General features: G+C 67.9%; 9 protein-coding genes. 3 read left to right on the top strand and 6 right to left on the bottom strand.

Features of this window, described 5'->3' with window-relative positions; all coding sequences use genetic code 11:
- Positions 1–2 precede the first annotated feature (2 nt).
- From ETC07_RS08390 to ETC07_RS08370, 5 genes are all read right to left on the bottom strand, one after another.
- A complete protein-coding gene (locus ETC07_RS08390; protein WP_136248050.1) occupies positions 3–230 on the bottom strand; it encodes a DUF3565 domain-containing protein in 228 nt (75 codons plus the stop codon).
- 18 nt (positions 231–248) lie between these two features.
- Positions 249–2,303, bottom strand: a complete 2,055-nt coding sequence (locus ETC07_RS08385; protein ID WP_136248049.1) for a TonB-dependent receptor family protein — start codon at positions 2,301–2,303, stop codon at positions 249–251.
- A 95-nt stretch (positions 2,304–2,398) separates the two neighbouring features.
- Positions 2,399–3,379: a phosphogluconate dehydrogenase (NAD(+)-dependent, decarboxylating) gene (gene gnd, locus ETC07_RS08380; RefSeq protein ID WP_136248048.1), complete on the bottom strand. Its 981-nt coding sequence runs from the start codon at positions 3,377–3,379 to the stop codon at positions 2,399–2,401.
- Positions 3,380–3,541: 162 nt separating this feature from the next.
- Positions 3,542–4,783, bottom strand: coding sequence for a ribonucleotide-diphosphate reductase subunit beta (locus ETC07_RS08375; protein ID WP_136248047.1), 1,242 nt, complete (start codon positions 4,781–4,783; stop codon positions 3,542–3,544).
- A gap of 133 nt (positions 4,784–4,916) precedes the next feature.
- Positions 4,917–7,844 (bottom strand): ribonucleoside-diphosphate reductase subunit alpha, encoded by a 2,928-nt coding sequence (locus ETC07_RS08370; RefSeq protein ID WP_136248046.1) that lies wholly within the window; start codon positions 7,842–7,844, stop codon positions 4,917–4,919.
- A 348-nt stretch (positions 7,845–8,192) separates the two neighbouring features.
- Here ETC07_RS08370 and ETC07_RS08365 point away from each other — a divergent pair, with 348 nt between their 5' ends.
- Complete coding sequence (locus ETC07_RS08365; RefSeq protein ID WP_136248045.1) at positions 8,193–8,906, top strand: winged helix-turn-helix domain-containing protein; 714 nt, start codon at positions 8,193–8,195, stop codon at positions 8,904–8,906.
- Positions 8,906–10,546, top strand: coding sequence for an ATP-binding protein (locus ETC07_RS08360; protein WP_136248044.1), 1,641 nt, complete (start codon positions 8,906–8,908; stop codon positions 10,544–10,546). Before ETC07_RS08365 ends, ETC07_RS08360 begins: the two co-directional genes overlap by 1 nt.
- A gap of 26 nt (positions 10,547–10,572) precedes the next feature.
- Here ETC07_RS08360 and ETC07_RS08355 read toward each other — a convergent pair whose 3' ends face one another.
- Complete coding sequence (locus ETC07_RS08355) at positions 10,573–11,487, bottom strand: LysR family transcriptional regulator (protein WP_136248043.1); 915 nt, start codon at positions 11,485–11,487, stop codon at positions 10,573–10,575.
- 103 nt (positions 11,488–11,590) lie between these two features.
- On the opposite strand from ETC07_RS08355, the gene metE reads away from it, so the two are divergent.
- Positions 11,591–13,897: a 5-methyltetrahydropteroyltriglutamate--homocysteine S-methyltransferase gene (gene metE, locus ETC07_RS08350; protein ID WP_136248042.1), complete on the top strand. Its 2,307-nt coding sequence runs from the start codon at positions 11,591–11,593 to the stop codon at positions 13,895–13,897.
- The last annotated feature ends 26 nt before the right edge of the window (positions 13,898–13,923 follow it).

Genomic DNA, 13,923 nt, shown 5'->3' with positions numbered 1-13,923 from the left:
TCCTAGCGCATGGCACGGCGCGTCGGCTCGCCGTCCGGCGGCTCGCCTCGGTCGCACTTGAGGCATGCCAGGGCCAGGCCGAGCCGCGAGCGTCGCCCCGCCTCGGTGGTCACCCAGGGGCGTTCGACCCAGGGTGGCTGGTGGCGGACGTGCTGATAGTGACCGCAGGCCAGCTCGGCGACCCAGTGGCCCTCGTCGTCGCGGTGATAGCCGGTGATCGGTTGGCGCATGTGCAGGCTCCGATCGGCCTAGAAGGCCAGTTCCACGCCGGCATGCACGCTGCGGTCTGGCGCCGTGTAGTAGTAGCGCGCATTTCGAGCGTTGATGGCGATGTTGTCGAAGTGCTCGCGGTCGAACAGGTTCTGCACATCCACGTAGGCCTTGAGCAGGGCCTCGTCGCCGAGGCGCCAGCCGTCACCGGCACGCAGGTTGGCCAGCCAGTAGTCGTCGACCTTCACGCTGTTCTCATCATTGGCAACCATCGACCCCACGTAGCGGGTCTCCAGGGTGGCGAAGCGCTCGCCGATGCCCTGCCAGGTCAGCCGGTTGACCCAGGTGCGTTCGGGCAGGCCCGGGATGCGGTTGTTGTCGTAGTTGCCGTCTTCATCCTCGTAGTCCTGGAACTCGTAGCGCGCCAGGGTCAGGGCGCTGTCGAGTCGCCAGTCGTCGGCGAACTGCCAGCCGAGGGCCACTTCCAGTCCGTCCTGGCGGCTGCGGCCGGCGTTGCGGTAGAAGTCCCGGTCGCTGTTATCGAGCTGGTAGGAGATCAGCGAGTCGCGCACGCGGGTCGAGAACAGCGCCACGTCGTAGTCGAGGCCGGCGTCGGCGACATCGCCGCGCAGGCCGAGTTCGCGGTTCCAGGCTTTTTGCGGCTCGATGTCCGGGTTGAAGCCACCGACGCCGGCCGGGTTGGCGAATTCGGCGAAGGTCGGCGTCTCGTAGGCGGTGCCCGTCGAGAGGTAGGCCTGGTGGTCGGGCCGGTAGCGATAGCTCAGCCCGGCGCTGCCGCTCCACTGGTTGAAGTCGCGATCGCCGCCGTTGTCGCCGTCGGCGAGGTAGTGGTCGTCGATATCGAACCGGGTGTGGTCGAAGCGGGTGCCGAGCGATAGGGTCCACCGATCGCTTAGGTCCAGGTCGCCCTGGGCGAACACGCCGAGCGAGGTGGCGGTCTGGGTCTCGTCGGCCGCGCGGCCCTCGTGGTCGCCGTCGATGGCGACGTCGTCTCGGTAGCGCGCGTCTTCCTGGCGCGCCACGTCGACGCCGGCCACGTAGTCGAGCGGCAGGCCGCCGACGGTCAGCGACTGGTGGTACTCGGCGCTGCCGCCGAAGTAGTCGCGATCGTAGGCGACGAAGCTGTCGCCGGCATAGGCCAGCTGCTGCTCGAAGTCGCGCTGCAGGTAGAAGCCGCGCAGGGTTAGCTCACCGGGGCCGGCGGCCAGGTCCTCGTAGGTGAGGCCCAGCACCTGCTGGTCGACCGACTGCCCTGCACCGATGCGGGTCGGCGAGTAGTACGGGCTGTCGACGGTGCCTTCTCGGTCCTCGTTTACCGTGCTTTCGCTCATCCCGCCCGGATCCTCGGAGCGCGGGTTGTCGAGCAGGTTGACGATGGCGGTGATCGAGCGGTCGGCGTCCAGTTCGCGCTTGAGCTTGGCGTTGAGCTGGTACTTCTCGACCTCGCTGTGATCGCGATAGCCGTCCATGCCCAGCGCCGAGACGCTGACGTGGTGCGACCAGGGGCCTTCGACGCCGCCGTTGCTGAGGTTCAGCTTGCGATAGCCGTCGCTGCCGCCCTCGACGCGCAGCCGGGTGCCGGGGTCGCTTGCGCCGTCGGCGGTGGTGACATCGATCACCCCGCCGGCGGCGTTGCCGTACTGCACCGCCGCCGGGCCGCGGATCACCTCGATGCGCCGGGCGCTGTCGAGGTCGATGGCATCGAGCTGGGCCTGGCCGTCGGGCAGGGTGTAGGGAATGCCGTCGACGCGCACCGTGATGCCACGCACGCCCCAGGGGGTACGCGCGCCGAAGCCGCGGATCGACACGCGCTCGCCCTGGACGAAGTTGTGGCGGTTCTGGAGGAAGAGCCCCGGCACGCCGGCGAGCGACTCGCCGAGGCGCTCTCGCGACTGGCCTTGGGCGATCCGCCCGTCTTCCACCACCGACACGGCGGACGGCGTGGCGTAGAGCTCACGCTCGAGCCGTGAGGCGCTGACCGTCAGCGGCTCGAGCGTGAGCTCGGCGGCGTGGCCGGCGATGGGCAGCAACAGGGGCAACAGCAAGGGGGTGGCGAGTGACCGACGCGGCATGGGATGAAGCCTCCAGGGCGAGAAAACGAGTGGGGCAACGCCGCCCGCGGCCAGGGGTGAGTCGTGGCCGTGCCGGGCGGCGTGCTCCGGTCAGATCATTGCTTGGGCGGTTCGACGTGGCCACCGAAGCCGAAGCGCATCGCCGAGAGCAGGCGGTTGGCGTAGGTGTTGTCCTTGCGTGAGGCGAAGCGCGAGAACAGCGCGTTGGCCAGCACCGGTGTGGCCACGCCCTGCTCGACGGCGGCATCGACGGTCCAGCGGCCCTCGCCGCTGTCGGAGACCGCACCGCTGTAGTGGTCGAGGCGTGGATCGCCGGCGAGTGCCTGGGCGGTAAGGTCGAGCAGCCAGGAGGAAACCACGCTGCCGCGACGCCAGACCTCGGCGACATCGGCCAGGTTGAGGTCGAAGCGTTGGTCTTCCGGCAGGTCCGACGAGGCCTTGCTCTGCATCAGCTCGAAGCCTTCGGCGTAGGCCTGCATCAGGCCGTACTCGATGCCGTTGTGGACCATCTTGACGTAGTGGCCGGCGCCGACCGGGCCGGCGTGGATGTAGCCGCGCTCGGCGCGTTCGTCCGGGGCGTTGCGGCCGAGGGTGCGCTCCAGGTCGCCGTAGCCGGGGGCCAGGGTGTCGAACAGCGGCTCGAGGCGGTCGAAGATCGGGGCCTCGGCACCGATCATCATGCAGTAGCCGCGCTCCAGCCCCCAGACGCCGCCGGAGGTGCCGACATCGACGTAGTGCAGGCCCTGAGGTTCGAGCGCCTTGGCACGGCGGATGTCGTCCTTATAGAAGGTGTTGCCGCCATCGATGATGGTGTCGCCCGGCGCCATCAGCTCGGCCAGGGTGCGGATGGTGTCCTCGGTGGGGTCACCGGCGGGCAGCATCACCCAGATGGCGCGTGGCGCCTCGAGGCTTGCGACCAGCGCGGCCAGACTCGTGGCGTGGCCGATGCCGTCGTCGCTCAGCGCCGTGGTGGTGGTGGCGTCCTGGTCGTAGGCGACGACGTCGTGGCCGCCGCGGACCAGGCGACGCGCGATGTTGCCGCCCATACGGCCGAGTCCGATGATACCGAGTTGCATGGGGTTTCCTTTGACGTGATACGGGATGAGGGAGCGGGACGGCGGCAAAGCCTACCCATGGCGGCGGCGCGACGCAAAGCGGGCCATGCCGCCTGACATGGCCCGCCGAGCGTGCCGCTCGCGTCTATCGATGGGGAGCGGTGCGCTCCGTGGCGCGAGCGATCAGTCCCAGCTCAGTGCGCCGCCGACCTGATATTCGGTGACGCGGGTCTCGAAGAAGTTCTTCTCCTTGCGCAGGTCGATGATCTCGCTCATCCACGGGAAGGGGTTCTCGGCGCCCGGGAACTGCTCCTTCAAGCCGATCTGCGCCAGGCGGCGGTTGCAGATGAAGTGCAGGTACTCCTCCATGATCGCCGCGTTCATGCCCAGCACGCCACGGGGCATGGTGTCGCGGGCGTAGGCGATCTCCAGCTCGGTGCCCTCGAGGATCATCTGGGTGACCTCGTCCTGGAACTCGGCGGTCCACAGGTGCGGGTTCTCGATCTTGATCTGGTTGATCATGTCGACGCCGAAGTTCAGGTGCATCGACTCGTCGCGCAGGATGTACTGGAACTGCTCGGCGACGCCGGTCATCTTGTTGCGGCGGCCCATGGACAGGATCTGGCTGAAGCCACAGTAGAAGAAGATGCCCTCGGTCACGCAGTAGAAGGCGATCAGGTTGCGCAGCAGCTCCTGGTCGGTCTCCGGGGTGCCGGTGTGGAAGTCCGGGCGCGCCAGCGACTGGGTGTGCTTGAGGCTCCAGGCGGACTTGGCCGAGACGGAGGGCACCTCGCGGTACATGTTGAAGACTTCGCCTTCGTCCATGCCCAGCGATTCCACGCAGTACTGGTAGGCGTGGGTGTGGATCGCCTCCTCGAAGGCCTGGCGCAGCAGGTACTGGCGGCATTCGGGGTTGGTGATCAGGCGGTAGACCGCCAGCACCAGGTTGTTGGCGACCAGCGAGTCGGCGGTGGAGAAGTAGCCCAGGCTGCGCTCGACGATGCGCCGCTCATCCGCGGTGAGGCCGTCCGCGCTCTTCCACAGCGCGATGTCGGCGTTCATGTTCACTTCCTGGGGCATCCAGTGGTTGGCGCTGCCGTCCAGGTACTTCTGCCAGGCCCACTCGTACTTGAAGGGCACCAGCTGGTTGAGGTCGGCACGGGCATTGATCATGCGCTTCTGGTCGACATCGATGCGCTGGGCACCGACTTCGAGCTCTTCGAGGCCGGCGGCCACGTCGAGATCCTCGAGGGACTGCTGGGCACGCGCCAGGCGGTCCTGCTCGGCGACCTGGTAGGCACCGGCGGTGTCGCGGACTTCCTCGGCGGGAGCCTCGGCCTGGGTGGCGCTGGGCTTGGGGGCCGCGGGCTTGGGAGCCTCGGCGACCGCGCTTTCGTCTTCGTGGAACTCGTTCCAATCGATCATGTGGTCTCTCCCGGTGGTCGGCCGGATGTTCCGCAGGCGTTCGCGTCGGGGGAGCGGCTGCGGCGATGGCAGAAGGGGCAAGGCCGGAGGGGCACCCCCTCCGACCCATTAGATGGCGTGTGCGGCCATTCGTTTACTGGCAGGCCTCGCAGCCCAGCTCGTCGATCTCGCCGGCGGAGGGCGCACGGGAGCCGCCGCCGTTCTTGCCCTTCAGGAAGTCGTCGATGCCCTGAGGGGCGGCCGCCTGGGCCGAAGGCGCTTCGGCGGCCGGGGCGGCGGAGGCGCTAGGCGCCGGGGCCTCGGGCGGCGTGGCGTTGCTCACCGCGTTGAGGTTGCCGCGATCGACGGTGGACTTCTCGACCGAGGTGGCGCCCAGGGCACGCAGGTAGTAGGTGGTCTTGAGACCGCGGAACCAGGCCATGCGATAGGTCACGTCGAGCTTCTTGCCGGACACGCCCTGGATGTAGAGGTTCAGCGACTGGGCCTGGTCGATCCACTTCTGGCGACGCGAGGCGGCTTCCACCAGCCATTTCGGCTCGACCTCGAAGGCGCTGGCGTACTTGGCCTTGAGATCCTCCGGGACGCGATCGATGGGCTGCACGCTGCCGTCGTAGTACTTGAGGTCGTTGATCATCACCTCGTCCCACAGGCCACGCTCCTTGAGGTCGTTGACCATGTAGGAGTTGACCACGGTGAACTCGCCGGACAGGTTCGATTTCACGAACAGGTTCTGGTAAGTCGGCTCGATCGACTGCGAGACGCCGCAGATGTTGGAGATGGTCGCGGTCGGGGCGATGGCCATGACGTTGGAGTTACGCATGCCCTGGCTCGCGACCTTCTCGCGGATGCCGTCCCAGTCCTGGGTGGTCGAGGTGTCGACCTCGATGTACTGCTCGCCGCGCTCCTGCTTCAGCTTCTCGATGGAGTCGATGGGCAGCACGCCCTGGCTCCACAGCGAGCCCTCGAAGCTCTGATACTGCCCGCGCTCGGCGGCGAGATCAGAGGAGGCCTCGATGGCGTGGTAGCTGACCAGTTCCATGGAACGGTCGGCGAACTCCACCGCCTGCTCGCTGGCGTAGGCGATGCCGTGGGCGTAGAGGGCATCCTGGAAGCCCATGATGCCAAGCCCCACCGGGCGGTGCTTGAAGTTCGAGTTCTTGGCCTGGGGCACCGCGTAGTAGTTGATGTCGATGACGTTATCGAGCATCCGCACCGCGGTGCGCACGGTCTTCTTCAGCTTGTCGCCGTCGAGCTCGCCGTCGACCATGTGCTGGGTCAGGTTGATCGAGCCCAGGTTACACACCGCGATCTCGTCGGGGCTGGTGTTGAGGGTGATCTCGGTGCACAGGTTGGAGCTGTGGACCACGCCGGCGTGCTGCTGCGGGCTGCGCAGGTTGCACGGATCCTTGAAGGTGATCCACGGGTGGCCGGTTTCGAACAGCATCGACAGCATCTTGCGCCACAGATCCTTGGCCTTGACGCGCTTGAAGAGCTTGAGCTGGCCGTTGCGGGTCATCTCCTCGTATTCCCGATAGCGCTTCTCGAAGGCCGCGCCGTACAGGTCGTGGAGGTCCGGGCAGGTGGCCGGCGAGAACAGCGTCCATTCCTGGTCGTCGAAGACCCGCTTCATGAACAGGTCCGGCACCCAGTTGGCGGTGTTCATGTCGTGGGTACGGCGGCGATCGTCGCCGGTGTTCTTGCGCAGCTCGATGAACTCCTCGATGTCGAGGTGCCAGCTCTCGAGGTAGGCGCAGACGGCGCCCTTGCGCTTGCCACCCTGGTTCACGGCCACCGCGGTGTCGTTGACCACCTTGAGGAACGGCACCACGCCCTGGGACTTGCCGTTGGTGCCCTTGATGTAGGAACCCAGCGCGCGCACCGGCGTCCAGTCGTTGCCCAGGCCACCGGCCCACTTGGAGAGCAGGGCGTTGTCGCGGATGGCGCTGTAGATGCTGTCCAGGTCATCTGACACGGTGGTCAGGTAACAGCTGGACAGCTGGCTGCGCGCGGTACCGGCGTTGAACAGGGTCGGCGTGGAGGCCATGTAGTCGAAGCTGGACAGCAGCTCGTAGAACTCGATGGCCCGCGCCTCGCGGTCGTCCTCGTTGAGCGAGAGGCCCATGGCGACACGCATGAACAGCACCTGGGGCAGCTCGTAGCGCACCTCGTCCTGGTGGATGAAGTAGCGGTCGTAGAGGGTCTGCAGGCCCAGGTAGGTGAACTGGGCGTCACGGGTGTGGTCCAGGGCATCGCCGAGGCGCTCGAGGTCGAACTCGGCGAGCACCGGGTCGAGCTGTTCGAACTCGATGCCGCGCTCGATGTAGGCCTGGAAGGCCGGCTTGTAGAAGTCGGCCATCTCCTGGTAAGTCGCCTCGTCGGCGATGCCCAGGAACGACAGCGCCTCGCGGCGCAGGCTGTCTTGCAGCAGGCGAGCGGTGACGTAGGTGTAGTTGGGGTCCTTCTCGACCAGGGTGCGAGCGGTCATCATCAGCGCCTGGGAGACGCCATCGGCGGAGACGCCGTCGTAGAGGTTCTTCAGCGAAGCCTCGACGATCTTCGTCGAGTCGACGTTAGCGAGATTCTCGCAGGCGTCGTGGACCAGGGTCTCGACCCGGCCCAGGTCCAACGGGCGGACGCTGCCGTCCGGCGCGGTGACGTTGAGCGTCGGGTGCGGCTTCTCGATGTCGGCGTTGGCCTCGGCGCGGGCACGGGCGTGCTCCTCGCGGTACAGCACGTAGGCGCGGGCGACCTTCTGCTCGCCGGCGCGCATCAGGGCCAGCTCGACCTGATCCTGGATATCCTCGATATGGACCGTGCCGCCATCGGGCATGCGGCGTTGGAAGGCCTCGGCGATGTTGGTGGAGGCCTGTTGCACGAGGTCGCGCACCCGCGAGGAAGAGGCGGCGTTGTCGCCCTCGACGGCGATGAAGGCCTTGCTCAGGGCCACGGCGATCTTGCCGGCATCGAAGGGCGCGACATCGCCGGTGCGCTTGATAACACGCAGGGTCTGCGGTGCGGTAACGGAGACGGACGAGTGGTCCGGGGCAGCGGTGGTATCCATGGCGCCGGGGGTCCCTACCTTGTCGGTTGAAGAAGGCCGTCGAGGGACGACGGTTGACAGCAACTTCAGTGGTTGCTATGGCACAGGATGTGGTGTCCCGGCCGAATATGGGCACAAGATAGTGTGCTTTTTGCCAACCATCAAGTGGATAACTTGTGGATGGGTTGTGGCCTTTCGGGGGAGCGTCTGGCGCGCCTCGCCAGCCCGCACGGTTGGGCGGCTGGCGTCGATTCGTGAAAGCGCTCGACGAGCGAAAGGACGCATTGTCGGGTACTCTTTGACTATCGGCACTCGGGTGAGTGCCGATCGCCTGATCTTCGCACGCCCTTCGAGGAAGATGACGCACCCATGGACGACAGCCTGGACCCCGCAGCGCAGGATCACGTGCTGATCATCGAGGATGATGAGCGCCTGGCCGAGTTGACTCGTGACTACCTCGAGGCCAATGGCTTCCGGGTGACGCTGGAGCCCGATGGGGCCCGTGGCGTCGATGGCATCCTCGGCCTGCAGCCCGACCTGGTGATTCTCGACCTGATGCTACCGGGCGAGGATGGCCTGTCGATCTGTCGCCGCGCGCGGGCCGATTATGCCGGGCCGATCCTGATGCTCACCGCGCGTACCGATGACATGGACCAGGTGCTGGGGCTGGAGATGGGCGCCGACGACTACGTGGCCAAGCCGGTGCAGCCCCGGGTGCTGCTGGCGCGGATGCGGGCGTTGTTGCGTCGCCGCGAGGCGGGGGCGAGCGTCGAAGAGCCACGGCTGGTGTTCGGGCCGTTGGAGATCGACAACGCCACCCGCGAGGCCTTCCTGTCGGGGGAGCGCGTCGACCTGACCAGCGCCGAGTTCGACCTGCTGTGGCTGCTGGCCAGCCATGCCGGCCGGGTGCTGACCCGGGAAGAGATATTCTCCCAGCTGCGCGGCATCAAGTACGACGGCCAGGATCGCTCCATCGACGTCCGCGTGTCGCGGATTCGCCCCAAGATCGGCGACGATCCCAATCATCCGCAGCGGATCAAGACCGTGCGTAGCAAGGGCTACCTGTTCGTCAAGGACGGCTGATGGCCTCGTTCCGTGTGCTGCCCCGTGCGCTGTCCGACAGCACCTTCCTCCGGGTCTACGTGCTGCTGGCCCTGGCCCTGGTGATGATCTTCGCCTTGGCGCTGCTGGCCGTCACCGCGGTCGACAAGGTACGCCGCCAGCACTATCAGGAGCAGATCGCCGAGGCGCCGATGACGCTGTTCGGCGCCCAGCTCGAGGCGCTGCCTCGTGCGCGGCGCGACGACTGGCTGCGCGAGCAGAGCGCGCGGCTCGGCATCCAGCTGTCGCTGCACGAGATGGGGGACTCGCCGCTCGGTTACTTCGATCGGGCCCGCCTCGAGAGCGGCCAGACGCTGGTGCGACAGATCGAGGCCGGGGGCTGGGTGCTGCATCGCCGCTTGGCGGGAGACGCGCCACGCCTGCTGCGGGTAGAGCTGGCCTCGCTGGGCGAAAACCAGTTGATGGGGCTGGCCCGTCAGCTCGGCGAGTGGCTGATGGCGGTGCCACCCGAGCGGCGCGCGGCCCGGCTCGAGCGGCTGCGCAGCGGGGTGATCCAGCTGCAGCTCACCGAGTCCCCGCCGGAGGGGTTGGCCCCGGAGCGCCTGGCCACGTTGGGCGACACCGAGGTGGTGGTGCGCCTGCTTCCCCAGCGCTGGGCGATGTCGCTTTACCTGCAGCTGTCGAGCGCCGAGGGCGGCCGGCAGTGGGTCGAGGTCGGCCCGCTGTATGCCTTCGAGCCACTGCCGGTGTCGCTGCTGCTGCTGCTGTTGCTGCTGTTGCTGGCCATGCTGGCGGTGATCATCTACCTGATCGTGCGTGGCGTGGAGGCACGCATGGCCCGACTCGAGCTCGCCGCCACGCGGATCGCCGCCGGTCGCCTGGATACTCGGGTCAAGGTCGAGGGCAATGACTTCCTGAGCCGGCTGGGCATGGCGCTGAACGGCATGGCCACCCAGGTGCAGTCGCTGCTGAGTGGCCAGCAGGAGATGATCCGGGCGGTGTCCCACGAGCTGCGCACCCCGGTGGCGCGCATCCGCTTCGCCGCGCAGATGGTCGAGGACATGACCGACGACCCGGGGATACGCCGTCACCTGCAGGGCATCGACGCCGATATCACCGAGCTGGACGACCTGGTCGACGAGATCCTCACCTATGCGCGTCTGGGCAGCGAGTCGGCCAACGGCGTGACCCTCGAGACCTCGCTGGTAGACTGTCGGGCGATGGTCGAGCGCGTCATCGAGGCGCTGCACCCCCTGCATGTCCACCTGAGCCTCGGCCTGGCGCCCGGCGATGAGGTGGAGGCCGCGGCCGAGTCGCGCTACCTGCAGCGTGCGCTGCAGAACCTGGTGGCCAACGCCTGTCGCCATGCCCATGGCCGGGTGGTCATCCGCCTGCACGGCGAACCGAGGCTGGTGCGCATCGATGTCGAGGACGATGGCCCCGGGGTGCCGGTGGCCCGGCGCAGCGAGATCTTCAAGCCCTTCGCGCGGCTCGATGACAGCCGCGCCCGTCACTCGGGAGGCTACGGCCTGGGGCTTTCCATCGTGCAGAAGGTCATGGCCTGGCACGGCGGCAGCGTGATGGTCGATGCCAGCCCCGTACTCGGCGGGGCGCGCTTCACGTTGCTGCTGCCTCAGCGGGCCGCCGCTCGGGAAGACTGACGACGCTCATGCCGCCATGGAGGGTGTCAGGCCGGCCTGACGCCCTCCAGCACCGCGAAGGAGGTCTCCCGAGCGGTACGCAGGAAGTCTTCCATCCAGGGCGCGTCCCGTGTCTCCTCGCGAATCGCCGCGAACAGCGTGCTCCACACCCCGTGCTCGCCCAGCGGCACGGCCTTCACGTAGTCCCGCTCCAGGTACTCGGTCAGCGCCCAGTTGGGCAGCGCACAGACCCCGCGGCCGCTGGCCACCAGCTGCATCATCATGATGGTCAGCTCGGCGGTGCGGATCTCCCGGGGGCGGCGCTCGGCCGGATCGAGGAACTGGGTGAAGACATCCAGGCGGCCGTGCTCCACCGGATAGGTGATCAGTGTCTCGTCGACCAGGTCCTCGGGGGTCGCGAAGGGGCGGCCGGCCAGGCGGTGCTGGCGCGCCACGGCCAGCAGCCCCTGGTAGCGGAACAGCGGCTCGTAATGCACGCCGTGGATCCGCTGAGGGTCGGCGGTGATCACCAGGTCGAGCTGTTCGCGCGCCAGGGCGGGCAGGGGATCGAAGTGATGGCCGCCGGGGATGTCGATCTCCACCTCCGGCCAGTGGTCGCGGAAATGGTCGACGGTAGGCATCAGCCACTGGAAGCAGCTGTGGCATTCGATGGCCATGTGCAGTCGGCCCTGCTCGTTGCCGGCCAGGCGTGCCAGGTCGCGTTCGGCCATGCGGACCTGCGGCAAGACCTGTTCGGCCAACGTCAGCAGGCGCAAGCCGGCACGGGTGAATTCCACCGGTCGGGTCTTGCGCAGGAACAGCGGGTTGCCCAGCCGTTCCTCCAGGTCCTTGATCTGGTGAGAGAGGGCGGACTGGGTCAGGTGTACGCGCTCGGCGGCTTCCACCAGGGAGCCGGCGTCGCGCAGGGCGATCAGCGTGCGGAGGTGGCGGAGTTCGAGCATTATCCTGAGCACTGTTCATGTTGAGGATTAGAGAGTTTAGTTTGATTCACTCATGGTGGCCAGCCAGACTCCGTGGAATCATTCATGAACATGGAGATTCACCATGATATTCACTCATGTGCTGGGGTATCCACGCATCGGCGCGGATCGCGAGCTGAAGCGAGCCTGCGAGGCCTATTGGAAGGGCGACATCGACCGTCAGGGCCTGGAGGACGAAGGCCGCGAACTGCGTCGCCGCCACTGGGCTGACCAGCGAGAGGCCGGCCTGGATAGGGTCACGGTCGGCGACTTCGCCTTCTACGACCAGGTGCTCAATGTCTCGGCCCTGCTCGGGGCGGTGCCGGCGCGCTTCGGCGCCGAGGACGAGCTGGCCCGCGGCGAGGTGGCGCTGGACACGACCTTCCGCATGGCCCGCGGCCGCGCCCCCAGCGGCGAACCCGCCGCGGCCTGCGAGATGACCAAGTACTTCGATACCAACTATCACTACCTGGTCCCCGAGCTGCACCCAGGGCAGCGCTTCCGGCTGGCCAGCACGCGGTTGTTCGACGAGGTCGAGGAGGCCCAGGCGCAGGGCCATGCGGTCAAGGTGGCGCTGACCGGGCCGCTGACCTGGCTGTGGCTGGGCAAGGGGCGCGGCGAACATGTCGAGGACTTCGACCGCCTGAGCCTGCTCGATGGGGTGCTGGAGGTCTATGACCAGGTGCTCAACCGGCTCGCCGCCCAGGGCGTCGAGTGGGTGCAGCTCGACGAACCGGCCCTGGTGCAGGACCTTCCGATGGACTGGAAGCAGGCCTATGAGCGGGCCTACCACCGCCTGCAGGCGGCGCCGGTCAAGCTGCTGCTGGCGACCTGTTTCGGTGGCCTGGGCGACAACCTCTCGCTGGCGGTGGGCCTGCCGGTGGCGGGCCTGCACCTGGATGCGGTGCGCGCCCCGGAGCAGGTCGAGGCGGTGGTCGACCGTTTGCTGCCCCACAAGGTGCTGTCGCTGGGCGTGATCGATGGCCGCAACGTGTGGCGCGCCGACCTGGCCGCGCTACGTGGCTGGCTGGCGCCGCTGGCAGAACGGCTGGGCGAGCGGCTGTGGTTGGCGCCGAGTTGCTCGTTGCTGCACGTACCGGTGGACCTGGATGCCGAACCCGATCTCGATGCCGAGCTCAAGGGCTGGCTAGCCTTCGCCCGCCAGAAACTCGACGAGACGGTGCTGCTGGGGCGCGCCCTGGGCGCCCGGCTGAGCGCCGACGACGAGGCCCGCCTGGCCGAGGCGGGGGTGGCGCTGGCCGCCCGTCGCAGCTCACCGCGCATCCATCGCCCGGCGGTCGCCGAGCGGCTGGGGGCGGTAGGCGCCGCCGACAGCGAACGGGCCAGCCCCTATGTCGACCGGGCCCGGGCCCAGCGGCGCCGCCTCGACCTGCCGCTGTTCCCGACCACTACCATCGGCTCCTTCCCACAGACCGCCGAGATCCGCGCCGCGCGCCGCGACCACAAGGCCGGCGAGCTCTCCAGCGCCGACTACCAGGCGCGCATGGAGGCCGAGATCGAGGGCGCGGTGCGTCGCCAGGAGGCGCAGGGGCTCGACATGCTGGTGCACGGCGAGGCCGAACGCAACGACATGGTCGAGTACTTCGGCGAGCGGCTCGACGGCTTCGCCTTCACTCGCTTCGGCTGGGTGCAGAGCTACGGCTCGCGCTGCGTCAAGCCGCCGATCCTGTTCGGCGACGTGGCCCGCCCGGCGCCGATGACGGTGCGCTGGAGCGGCTATGCCCAGTCACTCACCGAGCGGCCGATGAAGGGCATGCTCACCGGGCCGGTGACCATCCTGCAATGGTCCTTCGTGCGTGACGACCAACCGCGCGCCACCACCTGCCGGCAGATCGCCCTGGCGTTGCGCGACGAGGTGGCCGACCTGGAGGCCGCCGGTCTTCAGGCCATCCAGATCGACGAGCCGGCGCTGCGCGAAGGGCTGCCGCTGCGCCAGGCCGAATGGCAGGGCTATCTCGACTGGGCGGTGGAGTGCTTCCGGCTGAGTGCCGCGGTGGCCGACGATGCCACCCAGGTCCACACCCACATGTGTTATTCGGAGTTCAACGACATCATCGGCGCCATCGCCGCCCTGGACGCCGACGTCATCACCATCGAGACCTCGCGCTCCGACATGGAGCTGCTCGATGCCTTCCGTGACTTCGCGTATCCCAACGAGATCGGGCCGGGGGTCTACGATATCCACTCACCCAACATTCCCGAGGTGGACTGGATGGTGGCGCTGATGAACAAGGCCGCCGAGCGCATCCCCGCCACGCGGCTGTGGGTCAATCCGGACTGCGGCCTGAAGACCCGCGGCTGGGCCGAGGTGGAGCCGGCGCTCGCCAACATGGTCGAGGCGGCGCGGGAGCTGCGTCGGCGCCACGGTTGAGCGCTTGGCCAGCCACCGGCAGGCCG

The organism is Halomonas borealis (genome assembly GCF_004798905.1).
GTDB classification, from domain to species: domain Bacteria; phylum Pseudomonadota; class Gammaproteobacteria; order Pseudomonadales; family Halomonadaceae; genus Halomonas; species Halomonas borealis.
This window is presented reverse-complemented; position numbering and strand designations above follow the sequence as displayed.